This window comes from Arcicella sp. (genome assembly GCF_964672035.1).
This window is the reverse complement of sequence record NZ_CBABQS010000153.1, coordinates 1-4511: the sequence shown is the minus strand read 5'-3', so window position 1 is coordinate 4511 and position 4511 is coordinate 1. Positions and strand designations below refer to the sequence as shown.

Annotated in this window: 3 protein-coding genes; all 3 read right to left on the bottom strand. The window is 35.6% G+C overall.

The features are described from left to right. Positions 1-325 precede the first annotated feature (325 nt). Positions 326-685 carry a LytTR family transcriptional regulator DNA-binding domain-containing protein gene (locus AC1W31_RS20590; RefSeq protein ID WP_481736382.1) on the bottom strand — a complete coding sequence of 120 codons (360 nt, stop codon included), beginning with the start codon at positions 683-685 and terminating at the stop codon, positions 326-328. 269 nt (positions 686-954) lie between these two features. Then, positions 955-3600, bottom strand: coding sequence for a LamG-like jellyroll fold domain-containing protein (locus tag AC1W31_RS20585; protein ID WP_481736381.1), 2646 nt, complete (start codon positions 3598-3600; stop codon positions 955-957). 88 nt (positions 3601-3688) lie between these two features. Then, positions 3689-4150 (bottom strand): hypothetical protein, encoded by a 462-nt coding sequence (locus AC1W31_RS20580; protein WP_481736380.1) that lies wholly within the window; start codon positions 4148-4150, stop codon positions 3689-3691. Between the last annotated feature and the right edge of the window lie 361 nt (positions 4151-4511).

Below are 4511 nucleotides of genomic sequence, written 5' to 3'. Positions count from 1 at the left end.
TTCGGGATAAATGGTTCAGAAAAAACAAAGCCGTAGTCGTTCAGGAATTAGCAGAAGTAGAAGATTAACATCAAAAATATTTAGTGGTTAGGTGATACTGAAACGTCCAGAGCAATGCTTTGGACGTTTTTTTTGTTTCGAAAATATGCACTGGTTCTAAAATTATTACCCCGCAGTAGTTCGGCTATTGCCGAGTTACACTTATCAAAAAGCCCTCTGGGCGTATTATGTATGCAAAATTGTTTGATTTCAGAATGAAATACGTATGTTTAAAAATCAATTAATACTCAATTTATAAAACGACCAGAGGGCTAAAAAATAATGCTCACTCGGCTGGAGCCGAGCGAGTGCGGGAGACCAAAAATGCCTCTTTTTTTCTTCGAGCCACTTTCACAGACATGCCGTTTCTCATGGATACCGTACTCGTTTCGTGGCAATATTCTTTCATAAAAATAGGGTTTATCATACTGCCTCGGTGAATTCGCTGAAAGCCGTGCGTTTCCAAAAATGGTACAAAATATTTTATCGGATGTGATATTAATTTTTTGCTTCCATCAGCCAGAATGAAATTCGTATAATTAGTTTCTCCAATAAGCATGACCACAAAATTAATGGATACGTTAACTCTGGTTCTATGATTTAATACGATTCTATTTCGATTAGTCGTACTTTGATACGTTTTCATAAATAATTAATTAATGTTTTATTACTCAAAAGCGCTTTCAGCTCGTTGTTCGTTATTCGATGTTCGTTCTTCGGGGAATAAACTCATATCATCAACTATTCACTCTGCAGAATAATGTTATTTAGTTTGTCTTGCTTTATTTCCGTGGTCAGTGAAGACACAGACCACGGGGGAAGATTATTCCTATTTTTAATTTGATTTATAATTTGTCCGATGTTATTTGAGTAATGATGAATTACATTATTCTATCGTTAATTTACTAAGGTATCTTATTGTAAGATGAAATCATGTTCAAATAAATAAGTAATTTCATTGGGACTTAGGGCTCTATTCCAAATTCCTATGTCATCTATTTTACCATTAAACCACGTGTTATATTTTCCTCCAATTTTCCATAATAAGTTATTAGAACAAGCTCCTTCTGTACCAGTCCAGCTATGAGAATCAATCAATATTCCATTGACATAAATCTTTCCACCAGTTTTGTCCAAAACAAAAACATAATGGTACCATGTATCTTTAACAATAAATTTTTGCGTAAATGAACCCTCATTATAGTATCCAATAACTCGGTCAGATATACTTCTTAAATACCATGAAGCCACACCAAAACCATCGTTAGCACCCCGAAAATCTGAAAGTACAATCTGAAAACCATTCCAATAAGCTGGTAAATATTTTGAAAAAATATTACTTTCTTCGCCATCAGAAAGTCTACTGGTTTTATACCATAGACTAACAGTAAGTGGATATGTATTCAGATTTGAAGTATTTGGTACAATAATTTCTTGATTGTCTCCAAATAAATAGGCTTTATTTGCAGTACCGAATCTATCCGAAGTAAGTATGGGGCCATTAACAGTACCATTAAAACTATTTAGACTGGCATCATTCGCATTTCCATTAAAAGGATAATAGGCAACCAAACCATTTTTTAATTGAGTCGAAACAGGATTTTTAGTTGTAAAATTCCTTACAATTCCATAAGATATCCCACTCGAATTTATTGCATACCCTCTTAAATAGTAACTTGTAGAATTATCTAAGCCCGTAATTTGATTCATTACTCTTGAAGGGATTATTGCAGAATTTCCGAAAACTACTTTCCTATCTGAACTTGTAGGTATTGAATTCGTGGATGAAATACAAATCCCATATTCTATTATTGGACTGCCTCCGTCTCCTGAAATTGCAAGCCCAGCGCTAACAGATGTTTCAGAAATATTTTCAAGTTCATTTGTTGAAACATTGGCAACTGTCAATATTTGATGTGTGCATATGTTGTACCATCCTTCTCCCAAATAAAACTCTATACAATTTGAATCTGTATTAAAAATTGTTAAACCAATTTCTGGCGAATTAATTGCATTTCGTTGGGCATTATTCAATTTGGGAGGAAGAAAACCCTTAACAGAATTGCTCAAATCCACTACTGCCGAAGGTTTTGGGTCTCCGTTTATGGCAAAACCATTAGCGGAAATATTCCCTGAGGTTTTTACGTTTGTTATCGAGGAATTCCCCAACTGAATGGCATTTGATTGAGTGACAATTGCACGAGATCCAATCGCAATTGCATTACTTAGGTCAGAAGTCGCACTTGAAGAAGATCCCAAAAATACATTGTTACTGCCATTCACAATCCCTAATCCAGCATCTTTACCTAATGCAGTATTAGCACTGCCTGTGGTGTTTGTTTTAAGTGCCTGATAACCATTTGCGGTATTAAAAGAGCCTGTGGTGTTTGATCGAAGTGCATCCACCCCATTTCCAGTGTTGAATTGGCCTGTTGTATTGGCGTAAAGGGCACTTACCCCAATTGCTGTGTTTTGAAAACCTGTTGTGTTTTTGTTAAGTGCCTCCACCCCGTTTCCTGTGTTACCATCACCTGTGGTGTTAGAAGAAAGGGCACTTAACCCAATTGCTGTGTTATTAGCGCCTGTAGTATTTGCATAAAGTGCATAAAACCCAATTGCGGAATTATTCCAACCAGAGGTGTTTGATTGAAGTGTATATGACCCATTTGCTGTATTCTGGTAGCCTATGGTGTTTGAGAAAAGTGCATTATGCCCATTTGCTGTGTTATTACCGCCTGTGGTGTTTGAATAAAGTGCAGTATATCCATCTGCTGTGTTGTAGTAGCCGGTGGTATTTTTATAAAGTGCACCTGACCCATTAGCTGTATTATCTGAGCCTGTGGTGTTTGAATAAAGTGCAGCTGACCCAGTTGCAGTATTACCAGGACCTGTGGTGTTAGAATAAAGTGCCTCCACTCCATTTGCTGTATTCTGGTAGCCTGCTGTGTTTGAATAAAGCGCTTTATTCCCATTTGCTGTGTTCTGGCTGCCTGTAGTGTTTGATAGAAGTGCTTGGTACCCATTTGCAGTGTTAAAAGAGCCTGTGGTGTTTGAATAAAGTGCACTTAACCCAATTGCGGTGTTTGATCCTATTCCTCCTGATCCTTTCCCCATTGTTATTCCATTTACTGTTAAATCAGCTGAAAATGTTTTAGCCCCAGCGATTGTTTGGGCACTTGTGGTTACAATTCCTGGATTAGTCCCATCAGCTGGTGACAAACTTAAAACCCCATTGGTAATGGTTGCACCGTTCGCATTGGCAACAGCATTTGCGGTGCCAACCGTTGTAGAACCCAGGGCGACCCAAGCCGAACCTTTATAAAATAAGTAATCACCGTTTGAACCACAATCGGTACAAAATGCAAGAAGCCCTTGTGCAGGGGTTGGAATAGCCAACATTTGTACATTGGTCATCCGTGGTAGCAAAAACCCTTTCGTCGTTGATTTTACATCCAGCATGGCTGAAGGATTGGGTATACTTCCATCCGCATTGATTCCAATGGATTGTGAAGCGGCAGCAAAAGAGATAAAAATTGTGATTATCGTGAGTATCTTTTTCATAAGAGTATTTTTTTCTGGACAGTATTTTCATTGACCACTGGGGCGGAATATGATGGAAAATAATAAAGGGAATAAATGTGTTTTCATTTTAAAGTTTTTGTTGTTTGAACCACTTTGATATCAAACTACATAGTTTTAAGCCTTCTTCTGAGGTAATAAATGATAAGTCTGAAAATTCTATCATATTCAAACCATGATTAGATTTTGCAAATGAATGCAATACAATATTTCTTGATTTTAACCATAATTTTATATCGTTAAATAAATCCATCGACTCAATAATGACATTTTCGCTTTTTGATTTTATATGCAATCTTGTAAAATGAATTTCACATTTATCTGCTAATATCTTGGAGCCAATATTTAGATTTTTTTTGTTTTCATACCAATGTTTTTCCTTATAACTAATATATGACTGCATCCTATCCGAGATGATACTTTCAGCAATAGCGATTGATGCAATGGAATAAGGTAGGCTTTTATTTTCCTTGGCTATCTTCATTAAAGAAAAGGCTTGCTTGTAGGCGTTGTATTTTATTGATTTTTGCATTTTTAAAATTAGATTTTGGTAAGTTTTTTTAAACCAATAACTTATTTTCGTGGTCAGTGAAGACAATCACCACGAGGGGAAAGACACTTGACCACACGAAAAAAAAGCTGAGTTTTCATTTTGATAAATCAATAATTTAAAGTTTGTAATATTACCAAGGCTTTCAATCTGGTTTAAGTTATTTTGCGATAAATACGTAATACACATATTATTTAAGGATAATAAATTCACTTAAAAAATTAAAAATGCTCATTTTTGATTCGTTATTTTGTTTTTTAACCATTACTTATGAAAAAACACTTTCTACTTTTACTACTTGTTCTGGTTTTTTTTAAATCAGAGGCAGATACGGACTTGGTGA